A 17,885-nucleotide genomic window follows, 5' to 3' on the forward strand; every position below is an offset into this window, starting at 1 on the left:
AACCTTGTAGGAGCGTGGCTTGCCCGCGAAGGACCGCGCAGCGGTCCCAAAATCTCATTGCCAACACCATTTTGGGAGCGCTTCGCACTCCTTCGCGGGCAAGCCACGCTCCTACAGGGGACGGCAGTACTCTTCAGGTGTTCACCCAGGTATTGGCACTGCCGATCCGCGCAATGCGGTTCAGCGGCAGCCATTCCCGCACCGCCGCTTCATACGCCGGCAAATCGATGAACGGCGTGGCATTGAAGTTCGGCATCACAAAGAAGTTGTTGATCTCCCGCAGGCGCCGCAACACCGGCAGCTCGCGCATCGCCGTATCGGACAACATGCCCGGCCCGCACAGGCGGTTCAGGGTCGTGCTGTACTGGTGGAAGGCCTGTGGGTCCAGCGCCCGGTCCGGGCGGCTGTCGAAGAACGTCGGGTTGGCCAGGTAGCGGCTACGCAGTTCCTTCATGACCTCCACCAGCACCGGATTGCCGGGATGGCTGCCGATCATGCTGCCGTTGTATTCGATGTTCATTCCCAGCAGTTCATTGGAGACCGGCGGGTGCAGCAGCAGGCCATCTGCCGTGGTCCTGAGCGGCACCGTGCGCAGCGACTCGCCGTGTACCTGCTGCTCGACGCCGGCGATCAGCACGCTGCGCAAGCCTTCCGCCAGCAGCGTGTCATCCACGTCCATGTACAGCCCGCCCTCGTGATAGAGCAGGTGGTAACGCAGCACGTCCGACGCTGCCGAGTAGTTGCGGGCCAGGCCGCCATTGCCATCGATCGCCGCCTGGTACTGCTCGAAGCCGGGCGTGCGGGTGAAGGACTCGTACACGGCCTGGTCCTCCAGCGGCAGCACGGTCAGGGTCGGTGCCCGCTGCCTGAGCAAACGCAGGTTTTCCTCGAAGGCCTCGGGCCAGGCCCGCGACAGGTAGAAGCGGTAGGCATAGCCGGCTTCGTGCAGGCGCTCGGCATTGTTGGCGATATTGGCCAGCAGTTCTTCGCCGAGGGTCTTGTGGCCGAGCCAGAGGCTCATGGCGTGGCGCGGAATCTCGCGCAGTTGCGCGGCGGGCAAGGGCGCGGGGATGGCCACCGGCAACGGCAGGTCGACGCCCAGCGCACGCAGGCTGGCGGTGCGGGTCGAGTGGTCGATCAGGCGTCCTTCCGGCGCCGGCACCAGCGCCCGGCTACCGGGGCGGGCGACGTAGGCCGGCGGGTCGATCTGGTTCAGGTCGCTGGCGCAGAAGAACCCGTCGCTCTCCAGGTCGTAGACCACTTCGGACAGGTAGCCATTGACGCTGGCGCGCAGCAGGTCGAGCCCGCCATCGAAGCGCGGGGTGCGGATCACTGCGCCGGCGATGGCGCTGTCGCACTCGGCGAGGGGCGCAATGTCGGCGGGGATGTGGAAGTAGTCGAGTGCCGGCTCCGGGCGCAGGTGCGGCGGTTTCAGGGGGCTCAGGCGGTAGCCCGGGCGCCCGTTGACGCGCCCAGGCACCACGAACTCCGGTGCATACAGACGCAGCAGCGCGCTGGCCCGGCGTGCGCCGTCGAGGATCAGTGGCTGCGCATTGAGCAGGCCGTAGGTGGCGATTTCCACGTTGTCGGCCTGATCTTCCAGGTTGTGTCCGTTGACCACCCGGTCCAGGGCCAGGGAAAACTGCGCCAGGCTGCTGGAGGCGAACAGCAGGCCGAGTTCCGGTACCACGATCACCAATGGCGCCAGGATGTTGCTGGTGCAGACCATGTAGTCGCGCCAGTTGGCCTTGCGCACATCGCTGCGGGTGGTGATCAGGCTGCCGGCGTCGGCCAGGGTGCGCTGGTGCTGGCGCTCGGTCAGGGCGGCGAACAGGTCGTCGCCAAGCAGCGGGCTATAGGTGTCTGGACGGTAGTTGACGTAATCGGCCGGAGACCAGCGGCCGTCGGTGGTGAAGCCCGGCCGGTCGGGTGACAGGTGGTGGATGGCGGGCCAGGCGCCGAGGCCTTCGAGGGCGGTGTGCAGGCCGCTGAAATCCAGGCCGTCGGGCTGGTCGGCGAGGGCGAAGTGGCGGGCGAGGCTGTCGCGCCGCGCCGGTGCCTGGCACTGCCGGGCGACCCAGGTCTTCAGCGCGTCTTCACTGGCGAAGCTGTGCAGCGGCGAGGCATTGCCCGGGATGTACAGCAAGACGTGTGGCGACTGCCCGTCTTGCAGGCAGAGGATGTCGGTGGCCGCGTAGCCATAGATATTCAGGGGCCGGGCGTGGAATCCCTGGTTGCGCGGCAACAGGTCCGCCGCCTGCCAGGCCAGCAGGCGGCCGGGCTCGTCGAGCGTGCCTTCGACGACCTGATGGTTGCAGGCCGCGATGAATGCCATCAGCGCCAGGCTGCGGTGGCCGCTGCGGGCTTGCGCCCAGTACTGGTCCAGCTGGGTGCGGTAGGTGGCGTGGAAATCCAGGTTCCAGATAAAGCGCTGCAGGGTCTCGATGGCGACGTTGACCCGGGTCTCGGGCCCGTACTGCTGCGGATCGCTGCGCTGGAACAGGCCGTTGTACACCGAATAGGGGCCGGGAAGCAGGGCATCCACCAGGTTGATGCGCCCCGGCAGGTGGCCGCCCCAGGGTTGGTGGACCAGCGCGCCCAGCCAGTTGTTGGCCGACTCGCCTTGCCAGTTGCTCAGCATGGCGTCGGTCAGCCCGAGTTTCTGCATGATCACGCCTTGCCAGCCGCGTCTGGGCCACCACTGGTAGCGCAGGGTAACCACGTCGAGTTGTCCAGGGTCGATGTCCAGCCCGTGCTGGCTGGCCCATTGGATGAGGGCGTGGTTGGCGGCCTGGTCGGGGCGCGGGAAGTGGTTGAAGTGTTCGCGGGCGAAGAGTCGGCCCTGGGGATTGATCTGCGGATGGCGCATGGTTGCCTGCCTCGTGTTGGCGGTGGGGCCGGTCAAGGTAGGGGCTTGCACCTGTGCAGCAGTGTTAGTTATTTGTCGTTCATCCGGGCCTCATCGCTGGCAAGCCAGCTCCCACAGGGTCCGTGCCGGGCACAAAACCTGCGGCTGGTCGAGGAACCTGTGGGAGCGGGTTTACCCGCGATTGCAGTAGTGGCTGCAGCATCGCAATCGCGGGTAAACCCGCTCCCACAGTGACCGCATCGAACATAAAACCTGCGGCTGGCCGAGAAACCTGTGGGAGCGGGTTCACCCGCGATTGCAGTAGTGGCTTCAGCATCGCAATCGCGGGTAAACCCGCTCCCACAGTGACCGCATCGAACATAAAACCTGCGGCTGGTCGAGGAACCTGTGGGAGCTGGCTTGCCAGCGATGAGGCCCTCGAAGGCGCCCGATCACTCCGGCCCGGGCAACCTTTTCAGCTCCGGCGTGATATCCCGCTCTGCGATCGGTTCGTCATGGAAGCCCATGGGCATCTTGCCCTTCAACTGCCAGGCGAAGGCGATGATCTCGGCAATGGTCAGGTACAGCGCCTCGGGAATGCTGTCCCCCAGTTCCATGCGCGCCAGCAACCGGACCAGCTCGGCATTCTCGTAGATCGGTACTTCGTGCTCGCGGGCGAGGGCGAGGATGGCTTCGGCCAGGTCGTCGTCGCCCTTGGCGGTGAGGGTCGGGGCCTGGGCGCCGTCGTAGCTGAGAGCGATGGCCTGGCGCGGTGGTCGTTTGCTCATGCGTTTTCATCCACCCAGCGTTGTTCCAGATGCGTCCTCGGACCCTGCGGTGGCACACCCTGATGGCAATGCAGTTCGCCGACATTGACCCCGCGCGCCACCAGCCGCGCCCGCAGGCCACCCAGTTCCCGCTCGATCAGCTCGGCCGTTTCCGGCCGCTCGGCCCAGAGCTGGCTGGACAGGCTGCCCCGGGCAATCTGCGCTTGCACCTGCAGCGGCCCCAGCGGATGCAGGTCGAACGCCAGGTCCACGCACCAGAGCATCTCCAGCGGATCACGACGCTCCCGTTCGGGGTCGGCCTGCTGTTCCCTGGTCTCCTCGCGCTGTACCTTGACCTGCAGCGGCATGAACTCCGGCCCGACCCGCAACGGTACTTCCAGTTGCCAGGTGGTCTGCAGGTTACCGTCCGGAGTGCTGCCGGTCTGGTCGAGGCTCGCCAATTGATGACTCTGCATCCGCGAGATGGCGGCTGCGGCAAGACGCAACAGGTGTTGCAGGTCGCCTTCTTCCTCGGCCGCCTGCAATAGCCGGGTTGGCAGCGGGAAGCCCGTCGGGTGCGGCTTGGGCGCGACCTGGCCGAGGGCGCCAAGGTAGCTGCGGACCATCCCCGGCAAGGCCTGGGCCAGGCTGGTCTGGATAGTCGGGGAAAACGGCGTGCCCCCCGGCACGTTGGGCAGCAGTTGCGCGATCAGCCGCACCACTTGCGCCTTGATGTCCGGGGCCAGCTGGCTGCCTGCACCGCTGAGCAACCGCGCTTCGAGAAAGGCACCGCTGTTGTTCAGGGCCTGGGCCACCGAGCGTGAATCACTGAACTGGCGGATATCCGGCAGGCTGGCCAGCAGCTTGTCGACGCTGGCGCGCACATTCGCCGGCGAGTCGTCGCTGCGGCTGAGCTGCTGCATCGCCGCCAGCAGGTTCTGCAAGGACGCCTGGCGGTTCTGCTGGACGCTGAGGTTCTGGGCAATGGCCATCTGGTCCTGGCGACCACTGAGCGGCACGAAGGCGATCTGCTGGTCGCCCATGACCCGGGCACTGAGCAGGCTGCCCAGCGGCAGCGGGCGAGGGGAGTCGATGCTCAGGGTGGCGCCGGCCTGCAAGGTGTTGAGCAGGGTCACCAGCGAACGGTACACCGGCGGCAGGTTGCCCGGTTGGGCTTGCAGTTGCGTGGTCAGCACCTTGCCTTGCAGCAAGGTGCCGACCGGCAGTTGCTTGGTATCGAGGCTGGTCAGGGTGTTGACGTTGTTGGCCGCCGCTTGCTGCACCGCCAGGTTCAACTGGCTGGCATTGGGCTGGCTGACCGTGACCTGGGTGCCCAGGGGCAGTGGCTGGCTGGCGCTGGCCTGCACCAGGGTCTGCTGGCCACCGGCGCGCAGCAGGCGCAGGAGCATCTGGAACTCCTCGCCCACCTGGCGCAGGGACACCACTTCACCCTTGGCCGTTTCGCCCTTTGCCAGCAGGTCCGGCTGCGTTTCCAGCAGCTTGACCATCTCGCCGGTCATGGCCGCGGCGCGGACCTGCGGGTTGGCCGATGCCTGTGGGCCAAGGCTGTTGATTTCGCCCGTCATTGCTCTTGCGACCTGTTCAAATAGCCCTCTTTACAGTAGGACATGGCATGTATAATGCCGCCCGATTTCTTTCGCGAGCGCAGGATCCGGGCGCGCGCGACCAGACCGGTCGGCCAGGTTTTCGTTGTCTCTATAACGGCCAGGGTCGAACCGACTTGAGACAGTCCCGAACCAATAAGGCGAATCTGTGACTCCTCATCTCCAAGCCGTGGGCCTGGCCTGCGAGCGCGACTGGCGAATGCTCTTCGAACACCTGCACTTGCAGGTGACAGCCGGCGACATGCTGCAGATCAGCGGTCCCAACGGCAGCGGCAAGACCAGCCTGCTGCGCCTGCTGGCCGGCCTGATGCAACCGACCCAGGGCGAGATCCTGCTCAACGGCAAGCCGCTGGCCGAGCAGGGCGCGGAACTGGCCCGCAGCCTGGTGTGGATCGGCCACGCCGCCGGGATCAAGGACCTGCTCACCCCCGAGGAAAACCTCACCTGGCTCTGCGCCCTGCACCGTCCAGCCTCCCGCGAGGCGATCTGGCAGGCCCTGGAAGCGGTCGGCCTGCGCGGTTTCGAGGACGTGCCCTGCCACACCCTGTCCGCCGGCCAGCAGCGCCGCGTGGCCCTGGCCCGGCTGTACCTGGACAGCCCGCCGCTGTGGATCCTCGACGAACCCTTCACCGCCCTCGATAAACAGGGCGTGACCCAGCTCGAAGCGCACCTGGCGCAGCATTGCGAGCAGGGCGGCATGGTCGTGCTGACCACCCACCACACGCTGGAGCGCACGCCCTCCGGCTATCGCGATATCAACCTGGGGCAGTGGGCCGCATGAGTGTTTTCGTCCTGTTGTTGCGCCGCGAAGCGCGTCTGCTCTGCCGACGTCCGGCAGAACTGGCCAATCCGCTGGTTTTCTTCGCGATCGTCATCGCATTGTTTCCACTTGCGGTCGGTCCTGAGACACAATTGTTGCAAATCTTGTCTCCAGGGTTAGTCTGGGTCGCCGCACTTTTGTCGGTCCTGCTCTCGCTGGACGGGCTGTTTCGCAGTGATTTCGAGGATGGATCCCTCGAACAGTGGGTCCTTTCGCCGCACCCCCTGCCGCTTCTGGTGCTGGCCAAGGTGCTGGCACACTGGATTTTTTCCGGGCTTGCGCTGGTATTGTTGTCGCCGCTGCTGGCGGTGATGCTTGGCCTGCCAGTGGAATGCCTGCCGGTTTTGCTGGCATCGCTCTTGCTCGGTACCCCGGTATTGAGTCTGTTGGGCGCCGTGGGAGCGGCCCTGACCGTTGGTTTGAAACGTGGTGGTCTGCTTCTGGCGCTACTGATTCTGCCGTTATATATCCCGGTATTGATCCTGGGCAGTGGCGCCTTACAAGCAGCAGTGCAAGCTATGCCCGCAACCGGATATCTGCTCTGGCTCGGCAGTCTGGCCGCCCTGGCAGTCACCCTTGCACCTTTCGCGATAGCCGCCGGCCTGAAGATCAGCGTCGGCGAATAATGAGGTCTGGGCCACGCCCAGAAAGACCCTGGATGTACCGTGATGAAAAGCAGCGCAATAAGCTGGACGTGGTTTCACAAGCTCGGTTCCCCCAAATGGTTCTATGCCATCAGCGGGCGCATGCTGCCCTGGCTGGCGGTCGCCGCCGTGCTGCTGATCGGCACCGGCGTGGTCTGGGGCCTGGCCTTCGCCCCGCAGGACTACCAGCAGGGCAATAGCTTCCGGATCATCTACATCCACGTGCCGGCGGCCATGCTGGCCCAGTCCTGCTACGTGATGCTGGCGGTCTGTGGTGTGGTCGGCCTGGTCTGGAAGATGAAGATCGCCGACGTCGCCCTGCAGAGCGCCGCGCCCATCGGCGCCTGGATGACCGCCGTGGCGCTGGTCACCGGGGCCATCTGGGGCAAGCCGACCTGGGGCAGCTGGTGGGTCTGGGATGCCCGCCTTACGTCCATGCTTATCCTGCTTTTCCTGTACTTCGGTCTCATTGCCCTCGGCCACGCCATCAGCAATCGTGAGAGCTCGGCCAAGGCCTGCGCGGTGCTGGCCATCGTCGGGGTGATCAACATCCCGATCATCAAGTACTCGGTGGAGTGGTGGAACACCCTGCACCAGGGCTCGACCTTCACCCTCACCGAGAAACCGGCGATGCCGGCGGAGATGTGGTTGCCGCTGCTGCTCACGGTGCTGGGCTTCTACTGCTTCTTCGGCGCCGTGCTGCTGATGCGCATGCGCCTCGAAGTGCTCAAGCGCGAAGCCCGCGCCAGCTGGGTCCGCGACGAAGTGCTGAACAGCCTGGGAGGGACCCGATGAGCTTCGCAAGCTTCGGCGAGTTTCTCGCCATGGGCCATCACGGCCTGTATGTCTGGTCGGCCTACGGCATCAGCCTGGCGGTGCTGGCCATCAACGTCGCCGCGCCGCTGATGGCCCGTCGTCGTTACCTGCAAGCAGAGGCGCGCCGCCTGCGCCGGGAGAACGCCAAGTGAATCCGCAACGCAAGAAGCGCCTGTTCATCATCCTCGGCCTGCTCGCCGGCCTCGGTGTCGCCGTGGGCCTGGCCCTGAGCGCGCTGCAGGAAAACATCAACCTGTTCTACACCCCGACCCAGATCGCCAACGGCGAAGCGCCGCTGGACACGCGCATCCGTGCCGGCGGCATGGTCGAGAAGGGCTCGGTGCAGCGTTCCGGCGACTCGCTGGACGTGCGCTTCGTGGTCACCGACTTCAACAAGTCCGTGCCGATCACCTACCGCGGCATCCTTCCCGACCTGTTCCGCGAAGGCCAGGGCATCGTCGCCCTCGGCAAGCTGAACGCCGAGGGCGTGGTGGTGGCCGATGAAGTGCTGGCCAAGCACGACGAGAAATACATGCCGCCGGAGGTCACCAAGGCTCTCCAGGAAAGCGGGCAAGCGGCCAGCGGAGCACAAGCGCAATGAATGCTGCACTGATCATTCCCGAACTCGGCCAACTGTCGATGATCCTGGCCATCTGCTTCGCCTGCGTGCAGGCCACGGTCCCGCTGCTCGGCGCCTGGCGCGGCGACAGCCTGTGGATGAGCCTGGCACGCCCGGCGGCCTGGGGGCAGTTCGCCTTCCTGGCCTTTGCCTTCGCCTGCCTGACCCACGCCTTCATGACCGACAACTTCTCGGTTGCCTATGTCGCGAGCAACTCCAACAGCGCCTTGCCCTGGTACTACAAGTTCAGTGCGGTGTGGGGCGCCCACGAAGGCTCGCTGCTGCTCTGGGCGCTGATCCTCGGCGGCTGGACCTTCGCCGTGTCGATCTTCTCCCGGCAGTTGCCGCAGGTCATGCTCGCCCGGGTGCTGGCGGTGATGGGCATGATCAGCGTCGGCTTCCTGTCGTTCCTGATCGTCACCTCCAACCCGTTCAGCCGCCTGCTGCCGCAGATGCCGGGTGATGGCCGCGACCTCAACCCGCTGCTGCAGGACATCGGCCTGATCGTTCACCCGCCGATGCTGTACATGGGTTATGTCGGCTTCTCGGTGGCTTTCGCCTTCGCCATCGCCGCGCTGCTTGGCGGTCGCCTCGATGCTGCCTGGGCGCGCTGGTCGCGGCCGTGGACCATCGTTGCCTGGGCCTTCCTCGGCATCGGTATCACCCTCGGCTCCTGGTGGGCCTATTACGAACTCGGCTGGGGCGGCTGGTGGTTCTGGGACCCGGTGGAAAACGCCTCGTTCATGCCCTGGCTGGTGGGCACGGCGCTGATCCACTCGCTGGCGGTCACTGAAAAACGTGGCGTGTTCAAGAGCTGGACCGTGCTGTTGGCCATCGCCGCCTTCTCCCTCAGCCTGCTCGGCACCTTCCTGGTCCGCTCCGGCGTACTGACCTCGGTGCATGCCTTCGCCTCCGATCCTGAGCGCGGCATCTTCATCCTGTTCTTCCTGCTGATCGTGGTCGGCGGCTCGCTGACCCTGTTCGCCCTGCGCGCGCCGGTGGTCAAGAGCCAGGTCGGCTTCGCCCTGTGGTCCCGCGAGACCCTGCTGCTGGCCAATAACCTGGTGCTGGTGGTGGCGGCCTCGATGATCCTGCTCGGCACCCTCTACCCGCTGATTCTCGATGCCCTGAGCGGCGCCAAGCTGTCGGTCGGCCCGCCGTACTTCGACGCGCTGTTCATCCCGCTGATGGCCCTGCTGATGGTAGTGCTGGCGGTGGGCGTGCTGGTGCGCTGGAAAGACACCCCCGGCCGCTGGCTGGCCGGCATGCTGACCCCGGTGCTGGTGGGCAGCGCGGTGCTGGCGCCGATCTGCGGCCTGCTGGTGGACGACTTCGACTGGCAGGTGCTGACCACCTTCGCCCTGGCGGCGTGGATCATCCTCGGCGGACTGCGCGATATCTTCGACAAGACCCGCCACAAGGGCCTGCTCAAGGGCCTTCGCGGCCTGAACCGCAGCTACTGGGGCATGCACGTCGCCCACCTGGGCCTGGCGGTGTGCGCCATGGGCGTGGTGCTGTCGAGCAACAACAGCGCCGAACGCGACCTGCGCATGGCGCCGGGCGAGTCGGTGGAGCTGGCCGGTTATCACTTCGTCTTCGAGGGCGCCAAGCACCATGAAGGCCCGAACTTCACCTCCGACAAGGGCACCGTCCGGGTGCTGAAGGACGGCCGCGAGATCAGCGTGCTGCACCCGGAAAAACGCCTGTACACCGTGCAGCAGTCGATGATGACCGAAGCCGGTATCGACGCCGGTTTCACCCGCGACCTCTATGTCGCCCTCGGCGAGCCCCTGGAAAACGGCGCCTGGGCGGTACGGGTGCACGTCAAGCCGTTCGTTCGCTGGATCTGGCTGGGTGGTCTGCTGACCGGCCTCGGCGGTTTCCTCGCGGCACTGGATCGGCGTTATCGAATCAAGGTCAGGACCAAGGTGCGTGATGTCCTCGGTCTGCAAGGAGCCACTGCATGAAGCGTTGGATCATGGTGCTGCCGCTGGCAGTGTTCCTGCTGGTGGCGGTGTTTCTCTACCGCGGCCTGTTCCTCGATCCGGCCGAGCTGCCCTCGGCGATGATCGGCAAGCCGTTCCCGGCCTTCTCCCTGGCCAATGTGCAGGGTGACCGCACCCTCACCGAGGCGGACCTGAAGGGCAAGCCGGCGCTGGTCAACGTCTGGGCCACCTGGTGCATCTCGTGCAAGGTCGAGCACCCGGTGCTGAACAAGCTGGCCCAGCAGGGCGTGGCCATCTACGGGGTCAACTACAAGGACGAGAACGCCTCGGCGCTGAAATGGCTGGCCGAGTTCCATAACCCCTACCAGATGGACATCCGCGACGAGCAGGGCACCCTCGGCCTGGACCTGGGTGTGTACGGTGCGCCGGAAACCTTCTTCATCGACGCCAAGGGCGTGATCCGCGACAAGTACGTCGGGGTGATCGACGAAACCGTCTGGCGCGAGAAGCTGGCGCCGGTCTACCAAGGCCTGGTGGACGAGGCCAAACAATGAAGCGCTGGCTTGCTGCCGCCGTCCTCGGCCTGAGCCTGACCGGCGTGGCCAAGGCGGCCATCGACACCTACCAGTTCGCCGACGATGCCGAGCGCGAGCGTTACCGCGAGCTGACCAAGGAACTGCGCTGCCCCAAGTGCCAGAACCAGGACATTGCCGACTCCAACGCGCCGATTGCCGCCGACCTGCGCCGGGAAATATTCCGCATGCTTGGCGAAGGCAAGAGCAACCAGCAGATCGTCGATTTCATGGTCGATCGCTACGGTGATTTCGTCCGCTACAAGCCGGCCCTGACCGCGAAAACCTGGCTGCTCTGGTTCGGCCCTGCGGCGCTGCTGCTGGGCGGTATCGGCGTCATGGCGGTGATCGTGCGCAAGCGCCGCGTGCCGGCGGGCGCCACCTCGGCCGACCTTTCCCCCGAGGAGCGTGAGCGCCTCGCCAAACTGCTGGACAAAGAACAGACCCATGACTGATTTCTGGCTCGCTTCAGGCCTGCTGTTGCTGGTAGCCCTGAGCTTTTTGCTGATTCCGGTGTTGCGTGGCCGTCGTGCGCAGCAGGAAGAAGACCGTACTGCCCTTAACGTTGCGCTCTATCAGGAGCGTGTTGCCGAACTCCAGGCCCAGGAGGCCGCCGGTGTGCTCAACGCCGTGCAACTGGCCCGTGGCCGCGATGAAGCGGCCCGCGAACTGCTCGACGACACCGAGAATGCCGAGCCGGCGCGCAGTGCGCGGCTGGGCAAGGCGCTGCCGATCGTCGCGGCATTCCTGGTACCGGCCATGGCGGTGGGGCTGTACCTGCATTTCGGCGCCAGCGACAAGGTCGCCCTGACCCAGGAGTTCGCCAGTGCGCCGCAGTCCATCGAAGAGATGACCTCGCGCCTGGAGCGTAGTGTCGAGGCCCAGCCGGACAATGCCGAAGGCCTGTACTTCCTCGGGCGTGCCTACATGGCCCAGGAGCGCGCGGCGGATGCGGCCAGGGTCTTCGAGCGCGCCACGGTGGTGGCCGGTCGCGCACCGGAGCTGCTGGGGCAACTGGCCCAGGCGCGCTACTTCGCCAACAACAAGCAGTGGACGCCGCAGATCCAGGCGCTGACCGACGAGGCGTTGAAAGGCGACCCGAACGAAGTCACCAGCCTCGGCCTGCTGGGTATCGCCGCCTTCGAGGATGAGCGCTACCAGGACGCCGTGGACTACTGGAACCGTCTGCTGGTGCAGTTGCCGGAGGGGGACAGCTCGCGCAATGCCCTGGTGGGCGGTATCGAGCGGGCCAAGGAGAAGCTCGCGGCGGGCGAGGGCAAGGCTTCCACGGCGGCCACCGCACCTTCGGGTGCGAAGCTCACCGTCAAGGTCGAACTGGCCGACGCGCTGAAGGACAAGGTCAAGCCGGACGATGTGGTGTTCATCTTCGCCCGTGCTGCGTCCGGTCCGAGCCTGCCGCTGGCGGCCAAGCGCATCACCGTGGCGCAGTTGCCGATCGAGGTGGTGCTCAGTGACAGCGACGCGATGATGCCGAACATGAAACTGTCGAACTTCCCTGAAGTCCAACTGATGGCGCGCGTCTCCCGTGCCGGTCAGCCCGGCAAGGGCGAATGGATCGGCCGCGGTTCGCCGCTGGCGAATGACACCCAGGCGCCGCAACACCTCACCATCGACAGTCCGGACCAGTAGAAGAGAGCGACCCCATGAACAGCACCGTACGCCTGACCCTGATTTCACTGGCCCTGGGGTTGAGCGCATGTACGGTGCATCAGCCTCGGGAGCCGGAGCGAGAACCGCTGCCGCCGATCGAGACTGCCCCCCCGCCGGGCCCGGTGATCAAGCCGGGCCCAAGCGTACCCAAGCCTACCGTCACCCCGACGCCGAAACCCATGCCGCGCACCTCCGCCAGCTTCGCCCCGCCACCGGGTGGCGCCAGCCACTGGGACCCGAAACTCGGGGTCTACGTGCTCGAAGGCAAGACCAACACCTTCTACCGCCAGCGCACCTATTACCGCTGGAACAACGGCTGGAGCTGGGCCACCAACCCCGAAGGGCCGTGGCAGGACACCGACTCCAGTGGCGTCCCGGGCGGTCTGGGCCGCGCGTTCGCCCAGTAATGCCGGCATAATGCCCCCTCGCTGAACGCCTGGGAGCATGAGATGACGAAGACGGTACTGGTGCTGGTCGAAACGGTCGATGACTACCTGCCCTTGCTGGAAGACCACGGATACCGACTGATCCGGGCGAAGACGCCGGCGCTGCGCGCCGAGGCGATTGCCCGGCATGCTGGCGAGATCGATGTAGTGCTGACCCGGGGGCCGCTGGGCATCACCGCCGAGGAAATCGCTGCGCTGCCGTTGCTGCGGCTGATCTGTGTGATCGGTGCCGGCTACGAGGCCGTGGATCTGGCCGCCGCTGCGGCGCGGGGCATCGTCGTCACCAATGGTGCCGGGGCCAATGCCTCGGCGGTGGCGGATCACACCATGGCCCTGTTGTTCGCCGTGGTCCGGGATATCTGCCGGGCTGACAGCACCACTCGGCAAGGCCAGTGGAACCGGGTGATCAGCCCGTCACTGGCGGGCAAGCGCCTGGGGATTCTCGGGTTAGGCGCGGTGGGCATGGCGATTGCCAGGCGTGGCGCGCTTGGCTTCGACATGGACGTGCGTTATCACAACCGTTCGCCGCGCGAGGGCGTGCCGTATCAGTACTGCGAGAGCGTGCTGGAGCTGGCGCGGGTGTCGGATTTCCTGATCGTCGCCACGCCGGGTGGGGCCAATACCCGTGCGTTGGTCGGGCGCGAGGTGCTGGATGCGCTGGGGCCGCAGGGGTTCCTGGTGAATATCTCGCGGGCCAGCGTGGTGTCCACGGCCGAGCTGGTCGCGGCGCTGCGCGAAGGGCGGATCGCCGGGGCGGGGCTGGATGTGTTCGATGACGAGCCGTCGGTGCCGGATGAGTTGAAGACGCTGGACAATGTGGTGCTGACGCCGCATGTGGCGGCGCAGACGCCGGAAGCGGCCAGGGATATGGTGGCGTTGGTGCTCAAGAACCTGCAGGCCTTCTTCGCCGGTGAACCGGTGCTGACCCCGGTGAATGCTTAAGAGCCCCGCATACCCTGTGGGAGCTGGCTTGCCAGCGATAGCTATGGTGAATTCACTACAGCAATCGCTGGCAAGCCAGCTCCCACAGGGTTCTCGGGTGTTCGATGGATCTTGGCTACACTCAGCAACCTCAGCCTGCAAGGAGCTCCCCCCATGTCCAGCCAAACCCATCAGGGCACCTGCCTCTGCGGCGCCATCCAGCTCAGCGTCACCCTCGACGACGCCAGCGTCGGCGCCTGCCATTGCAGCATGTGCCGCAAGTGGAACGGTGGCCCGCTGCTCACCGTGCACAGCAGCAGCGCCCCGCAGTTCAGCGGCGCCACGCCTGCGGTGTACGGCTCCTCCGACTGGGCCGAGCGCGGCTTCTGCGCCAAATGCGGTAGCCATCTGTTCTATCGCCTCAAGGGCGGCAACTTCTTCGCCATCCCGGTGGGCCTGCTGGACGGCGAGCAGGCCTGGAGCCTGGACCTGCAGGTCTATATCGACGAAAAACCGTCCTTCTACTGCTTCTCCAACCAGACGAAAAACATGACTGGCGCCGAAGTGGTCGCGCAGTTCAGCTAGTTGCCCGGTAGCACCAGTGCCAGGGCTCGAACGCATAGCCCTGGGCGTTATCTCGCGGGTAGGAGAGGTGGAAACCGAAGCGTTCGGCATTGAGCAGCAACCAGGCATAGGCCCCGCTGTGCTCGAATTCGGCTTCGAGTGAGTTGATATCCACCGCCCGGCCGGTGTGATGCTCGCTGAAGCCGGGTGGCGCATTGACCGCGAGGATCTGCTCCAGGCTCTGCCCGCGTTGCTGCTTGCGCCGCACGATGCCGGCCTGGTACTCGACACTGCGATATGCCGACACCAGGCGCAGTTCCACATGATCCCGCGCCGCCGCTGCCCGCAGTTGCTTCCAGGCGGCCGCCGCCTCCGGTTCCAGCTCGAAGCGGCGCCCGTCCTCATCGACCTCGGCGGTGGCCAGCACCCGTGCCTCCGGGTACTCGACGAAGCCACGGGCAATCAGCAGTTCCTCGCTGATCCCCAGCTCTTCACACAGCGCCTTGCTTTTTTCGTTCATTGTTATGTCCTTGTGACGCTTGTCCGGGTGATCCTAGCTGATTGCGATGAATCTGCTTTGACGCAGGTTCCCAACGGTCGGAGTTTGTCCATGCTCTTGTTGCAAATTACTGATAATCCTGAGAAAACGCTGCGACTTAGGTCACAGCTGCGCAAAAGAGGTTGTCATGAATATCCTGAACGATGAACTCCTGGTCACCGACGTCCAGCTCGGCGACGGCAAGGAAGTGGTCAAGGGCGCCCTGATCACCACCCATTACACCGGCACCCTGGCCGATGGCACGGTTTTCGATTCCTCGCACCGGCGCGGCAAGCCGTTCCAGTGCGTGATCGGCACCGGGCGGGTGATCAAGGGCTGGGACCTCGGCCTGATGGGCATGAAGGTCGGCGGCAAGCGCAAGCTGTTCGTGCCCCAGCATCTGGGCTATGGCACGCGTGCCGTGGGCGCCATCCCGCCGGGCTCGGACCTGTATTTCGAGATCGAAGTACTGGAAGTGCTGACCCGCGACGACTGAAAACGCCGTCTTAATTTCGTAACAGGGGAGCGGTAGATTCACTCCCAGCTTAAGGACAAGCACCCCAAGGACAGAACCAATCGGGCTTGCTGCACTCTCAAGGACGCCCGTATCCACGGATGGAGTGATAGACAGGGATGCTCCGCGGCTCCGGCCGCGGGGCAGCACTGGCGGGTTGGTTCACAGTCTTTTGTCCTTAAGGGTTGATCATGAAGTTCCCCGCATTCCTGCCTTCGCGCCGTCAGGCGCTGCTCGGCACCGTGCTCGTAGCAGGCGCCGCCCTCCTTGGATTCACCACCTTCGACAGCCTGGCCAAACCGGTCGATGGCACCCAGACCCTGGTCTTCCTGCGCCATGCGGAAAAGCCCGGTGAAGGTCTCGGCCAGTTGAACTGCCAGGGCCTCAATCGCGCCCTCGACCTGGCGACCTTGCTCCCGGAGAAGTTCGGCGACGCCGACTACGTGTTCGCCGCCGACCCGACCCGTGAAGTGGAAGAGGGCGCCAATGACGACAGCTACAGCTACCTGCGGCCGTTGATGACCATCAGCCCCAGCGCGATCAAGCTCGGCTTGCCGGTGAATATCGAATACGGCGCCAATGACACCAACGCCCTGGCCCGCGAGCTGACCAGCAACAAGTACCGGAATTCGACCGTGTATACTGCCTGGTCCCACGGCTATCTGCCCGAACTGATCAACGCCGTGGCCGGCAAGGCCCTGGGCGAGGAGCGGGTGATTACCGAGGATTGGGAGAACAGCGATTTCGACTCGCTGTATGTGCTGACCCTGACCTGGCGCGACGGCAAGGCGACGATGCTGAGCCGGAATGTGAAGCAGGGGCTGGATGGCGGGGACTTGAGTTGTCCGCATACCCTCTCTCAGGGTTGATCTCAACCACCCAAACCCTCAAATAGAGCTCCACGCAGAGGCTGTAGTTTCTTTCCGCGATTGCAATATGGAATTCACCGATGTGATCGCGGGGCTTCGGCGCGCCCCAATCTCATCTCCGTCGCCCAGTCTTCTGATGGCTGTCGCTGTCTTATCTTTCGCTAATAGTCGAAATCTCCGCCTTCTGTATCGGAATTGGACTACATCATTTATTTCGGTCTCAGGGTTTTATTGCGCCTCGCGATAAGCGAGATCTAATTATTTAATGGCTGTCTGAGGTGGATCATTGGGGTGGTTGTGTTTTGATGCTGTAGCGTGGCTCGTCGTCTTTACCTTTTTGGCTATTGGTGCCAAGTGGGTGTTTTCCAGGATTGATGATAGGAAAATGGCTTCTGGGGAAAAGCTTCTATCACCTCTGGGTGGTTTTCTGCTGGCTGTATTTCTAATTTTTTGATTCCCGTGCTGATGTTAGCCCTCCTTGTGGTCTGCTACTTGATGTTTCGCTAATCAGAAGTACAAATAGGATCTGAATTTGGAGGTGGTATGAGGTTTTATGTAGTGTCGGTCAAAAAGCTCACCCTATTGAGCTACTGCTCCCTGGGGGGATATGGTTTTTATTGGGCTTACCGGAACTGGCAGGCTTATAGAGCACATGGCAAAACTGAAATTAACCCAGCAGTACGATCGTTGTTGATGCCAGTTTTTCTCTATTCATTGATGAGAAAGATTGATTTGGAAATAAGTAGTTCCCGACGAGTTTATGATTGGTCGCCGTTGTCGTTGAGCATTGGTTTTATCTTGGTCATGGCCAGCGCAGTCGCACTTTGGGTGCTGATTCCAGAATGGCTTACGAGCAACCATCCCAGCCTGGGTCGCTGGGGGAATGCAAAAGCTAATTCGGACGCTTTGCTGCGAACTTTGGCGCTCCCGGTAATAGTGTTTTCGGTTGGAGTTTATCTGCTGGGTGTTGTTCAACATGCGATAAATTTTTGTGAGGGAGATCCCGAGGGTAAGAAAATCAATTTTAGACTGTCTTTCAATGAGCGGGCGATTACTCTTCTTGGAGGGGTTTTTTGGTTGATGTATTTGTTTGTTTTTTTCTTGTCGTTTTTGTTTTGGTGGGCTATGAGAGGCTTTTGACTTTGGCTTTTCTGTAGTTGGAAAGTCTTGAATGTTGCTCGAGTTGGCTGGTTGGAGAGCCTGTGCTTTAGCTTGACTTGTTTCGGAGGTGGGTATGGGTGGTTTGGTAGATTATCTGTGTATCGATATCTTACAGTTTGGTCCAGGCCTGTTTGTCTTTTTCGCTATTATTGTTGTTGTCGGGATTCTTATTTTGGGATGGCTTGCCAGCAAGCGAGATGAGTCGGGGAGGGACCTCCTGCCGTCTTGGGCTGTCGGTCTGTTATTTCTACTAGTGGGTTTTTTGATTTTTATAATTATGGCTGGAAGCTTCTTTACCTGCTTTATGTTGGCTCATCGATCAGGACCATGAACTCCTTTAATTTCCATTTGAGGGTCAGTTATGTCACGTCGGTGTTCCAAAGGCGATGGCACAGATCAGTAGGAGCTGGCTTGCCTGCGATGGACCGCGTAGCGGTCCCAAAACCATCCAGCACGAGCGATGGTTGGTGGATATTTCTGATTCAGCGCCGGGTAGACCGCATCCAGTCAGATATTCGGTGTGGCAGGTTTTGGGACCGCTATG

At 63.6% G+C, this 17,885-nt stretch carries 19 protein-coding genes; 15 read left to right on the plus strand and 4 right to left on the minus strand.

Annotated features, from left to right (window positions below):
- Positions 1–133: 133 nt before the first annotated feature.
- From AC2CQI_RS29010 to fliK, 3 genes are all read right to left on the minus strand, one after another.
- Positions 134–2,869 (minus strand): dermonecrotic toxin domain-containing protein, encoded by a 2,736-nt coding sequence (locus tag AC2CQI_RS29010; protein ID WP_484578621.1) that lies wholly within the window; start codon positions 2,867–2,869, stop codon positions 134–136.
- Between the two features lie 431 nt (positions 2,870–3,300).
- Positions 3,301–3,636: an EscU/YscU/HrcU family type III secretion system export apparatus switch protein gene (locus tag AC2CQI_RS29015; protein ID WP_075802617.1), complete on the minus strand. Its 336-nt coding sequence runs from the start codon at positions 3,634–3,636 to the stop codon at positions 3,301–3,303.
- A complete protein-coding gene (gene fliK, locus AC2CQI_RS29020; RefSeq protein WP_484578622.1) occupies positions 3,633–5,201 on the minus strand; it encodes a flagellar hook-length control protein FliK in 1,569 nt (522 codons plus the stop codon). Before fliK ends, AC2CQI_RS29015 begins: the two co-directional genes overlap by 4 nt.
- 187 nt (positions 5,202–5,388) lie before the next feature.
- Here fliK and ccmA point away from each other — a divergent pair, with 187 nt between their 5' ends.
- The 12 genes from ccmA to AC2CQI_RS29080 all read left to right on the plus strand — a co-directional run bounded on the left by ccmA (position 5,389) and on the right by AC2CQI_RS29080 (position 14,280).
- A complete protein-coding gene (gene ccmA, locus AC2CQI_RS29025; protein WP_484578623.1) occupies positions 5,389–6,021 on the plus strand; it encodes a cytochrome c biogenesis heme-transporting ATPase CcmA in 633 nt (210 codons plus the stop codon).
- Positions 6,018–6,686 (plus strand): heme exporter protein CcmB, encoded by a 669-nt coding sequence (gene ccmB, locus AC2CQI_RS29030; RefSeq protein WP_009399927.1) that lies wholly within the window; start codon positions 6,018–6,020, stop codon positions 6,684–6,686. Before ccmA ends, ccmB begins: the two co-directional genes overlap by 4 nt.
- Before the next feature lie 42 nt (positions 6,687–6,728).
- Positions 6,729–7,499 carry a heme ABC transporter permease gene (locus tag AC2CQI_RS29035; RefSeq protein ID WP_075802614.1) on the plus strand — a complete coding sequence of 257 codons (771 nt, stop codon included), beginning with the start codon at positions 6,729–6,731 and terminating at the stop codon, positions 7,497–7,499.
- The gene (ccmD, locus tag AC2CQI_RS29040) at positions 7,496–7,672 is read left to right on the plus strand and encodes a heme exporter protein CcmD (protein ID WP_484578624.1); all 177 of its coding nucleotides are present in this window, start codon (positions 7,496–7,498) and stop codon (positions 7,670–7,672) included. The genes AC2CQI_RS29035 and ccmD overlap by 4 nt, the downstream gene beginning before the upstream one ends.
- Positions 7,669–8,121 carry a cytochrome c maturation protein CcmE gene (gene ccmE / locus AC2CQI_RS29045; RefSeq protein ID WP_075802612.1) on the plus strand — a complete coding sequence of 151 codons (453 nt, stop codon included), beginning with the start codon at positions 7,669–7,671 and terminating at the stop codon, positions 8,119–8,121. Before ccmD ends, ccmE begins: the two co-directional genes overlap by 4 nt.
- An 11-nt stretch (positions 8,122–8,132) precedes the next feature.
- On the plus strand, positions 8,133–10,106 hold the full coding sequence (locus tag AC2CQI_RS29050; RefSeq protein ID WP_484580682.1) for a heme lyase CcmF/NrfE family subunit: 1,974 nt from the start codon (positions 8,133–8,135) through the stop codon (positions 10,104–10,106).
- Complete coding sequence (locus AC2CQI_RS29055) at positions 10,103–10,639, plus strand: DsbE family thiol:disulfide interchange protein (RefSeq protein WP_484578625.1); 537 nt, start codon at positions 10,103–10,105, stop codon at positions 10,637–10,639. The genes AC2CQI_RS29050 and AC2CQI_RS29055 overlap by 4 nt, the downstream gene beginning before the upstream one ends.
- Complete coding sequence (locus tag AC2CQI_RS29060) at positions 10,636–11,112, plus strand: cytochrome c-type biogenesis protein (RefSeq protein ID WP_075802609.1); 477 nt, start codon at positions 10,636–10,638, stop codon at positions 11,110–11,112. Before AC2CQI_RS29055 ends, AC2CQI_RS29060 begins: the two co-directional genes overlap by 4 nt.
- Positions 11,105–12,307, plus strand: coding sequence for a c-type cytochrome biogenesis protein CcmI (ccmI, locus tag AC2CQI_RS29065; RefSeq protein ID WP_484578626.1), 1,203 nt, complete (start codon positions 11,105–11,107; stop codon positions 12,305–12,307). Before AC2CQI_RS29060 ends, ccmI begins: the two co-directional genes overlap by 8 nt.
- A 14-nt stretch (positions 12,308–12,321) precedes the next feature.
- A complete protein-coding gene (locus AC2CQI_RS29070) occupies positions 12,322–12,735 on the plus strand; it encodes a hypothetical protein (protein WP_484578627.1) in 414 nt (137 codons plus the stop codon).
- 42 nt (positions 12,736–12,777) lie between these two features.
- Positions 12,778–13,716 carry a 2-hydroxyacid dehydrogenase gene (locus AC2CQI_RS29075; protein ID WP_484578628.1) on the plus strand — a complete coding sequence of 313 codons (939 nt, stop codon included), beginning with the start codon at positions 12,778–12,780 and terminating at the stop codon, positions 13,714–13,716.
- 153 nt (positions 13,717–13,869) lie between these two features.
- The gene (locus AC2CQI_RS29080) at positions 13,870–14,280 is read left to right on the plus strand and encodes a GFA family protein (RefSeq protein ID WP_484578629.1); all 411 of its coding nucleotides are present in this window, start codon (positions 13,870–13,872) and stop codon (positions 14,278–14,280) included.
- Here AC2CQI_RS29080 and AC2CQI_RS29085 read toward each other — a convergent pair.
- Positions 14,273–14,779 (minus strand): M15 family metallopeptidase, encoded by a 507-nt coding sequence (locus AC2CQI_RS29085; RefSeq protein ID WP_484578630.1) that lies wholly within the window; start codon positions 14,777–14,779, stop codon positions 14,273–14,275. The genes AC2CQI_RS29080 and AC2CQI_RS29085 overlap by 8 nt on opposite strands.
- Before the next feature lie 166 nt (positions 14,780–14,945).
- Here AC2CQI_RS29085 and AC2CQI_RS29090 point away from each other — a divergent pair, with 166 nt between their 5' ends.
- The 3 genes from AC2CQI_RS29090 (at position 14,946) to AC2CQI_RS29100 (ending at position 17,320) form a co-directional block, all read left to right on the plus strand.
- Entirely contained in the window at positions 14,946–15,293 is a 348-nt protein-coding gene (locus AC2CQI_RS29090) for an FKBP-type peptidyl-prolyl cis-trans isomerase (protein WP_075802603.1), read from the plus strand.
- Between the two features lie 209 nt (positions 15,294–15,502).
- Entirely contained in the window at positions 15,503–16,180 is a 678-nt protein-coding gene (locus AC2CQI_RS29095; protein WP_075802602.1) for a histidine phosphatase family protein, read from the plus strand.
- A 558-nt stretch (positions 16,181–16,738) separates the two neighbouring features.
- Positions 16,739–17,320 carry a hypothetical protein gene (locus AC2CQI_RS29100; RefSeq protein WP_484578631.1) on the plus strand — a complete coding sequence of 194 codons (582 nt, stop codon included), beginning with the start codon at positions 16,739–16,741 and terminating at the stop codon, positions 17,318–17,320.
- Positions 17,321–17,885: the final 565 nt, after the last annotated feature.

It is taken from the genome of Pseudomonas sp. P2S-1, assembly GCF_057197725.1.